The sequence below is a fragment of the Parachitinimonas caeni genome (genome assembly GCF_030129945.1).
GTDB classification, from domain to species: domain Bacteria; phylum Pseudomonadota; class Gammaproteobacteria; order Burkholderiales; family Chitinimonadaceae; genus Parachitinimonas; species Parachitinimonas caeni.
In genome coordinates, this window is record NZ_JARRAF010000139.1 from 1 (window position 1) to 880 (window position 880).

At 55.3% G+C, this 880-nt stretch carries 1 protein-coding gene; it reads right to left on the reverse strand.

The window, feature by feature from the left end; genetic code table 11:
- Window positions 1-280 (reverse strand): carboxymuconolactone decarboxylase family protein (locus tag PZA18_RS23990; protein ID WP_284103413.1); only part of this gene is annotated, 280 nt, incomplete at its 3' end.
- Between the last annotated feature and the right edge of the window lie 600 nt (window positions 281-880).

Here is an 880-nt window from a genome sequence, read left to right on the forward strand (position 1 = left end):
TCAGACCGGCCTTGCTGCCGATGGCGGTATGGGCCGACAGGCAGTACTCACAGGAATTCTGTTGTGCCAGCGCCAGGGCGATGCGTTCGCGGGTCGGCAGATCCAGGCTGCCGGCACCGGCGACACCATGCAGACCGAGGAAGGCCTTCAGGGCCACCGGCGAGTTGGCAAACACCCGCAGGAAGTTGGGGACGATACCCAGTTGGCTATGGATGGCGCTGAACAGGGCAGCTTGTTCGGCGTTGGCGGTTTCGTTGGTGACGACGTTGATGCGGCTCATGGTGAATCCTTTCAGTGGGTAGGTGTTTCGCGGCACCACAGTGCTCGGCGAGTGACGCTACTTTGCCAAAACCCGATTTCCGAAAGAATACCCATCAATAGCAATTGATTATTCCGATTGAGGGAATAATAACCCGACACCGCTCCGCCATCGCCTCCCCCTTGGCCCAGTCGGCGGCTCCCGGCCGACACCCCGGCGACCCCTGTCCAGAGGGCGGAATAGACTGTGGTATTTTTACCCTTCCCATCCATTCGGAGGATAAATCGTCATCGCTAGACGATTTTCTGCGGAATTTCAAAAAAAATCCTATCCCCACAAAACCCAGTCCCAGCGCGGCATGGCCGGGAATCGGGCGTCTCGGCCTCAAAATATTTTTGGCAAATCGCTAAACCGTTTCTGAAATCTTTGGATAAGTTCGTATGACAGGAGGAGATTTGTTGTCGGTCAATCCGATGATGAAGACGCCTCGGCAGCATATTGCGCGCGCATCAGACATTCATATCGATTCAGGGATTATTTAATGGTTGCCATCGTTACAGGTCAGGGACAGGGTTTGCTCGATACATCACTCAACACACTGGGAGGACGCAGTGTGCTGGG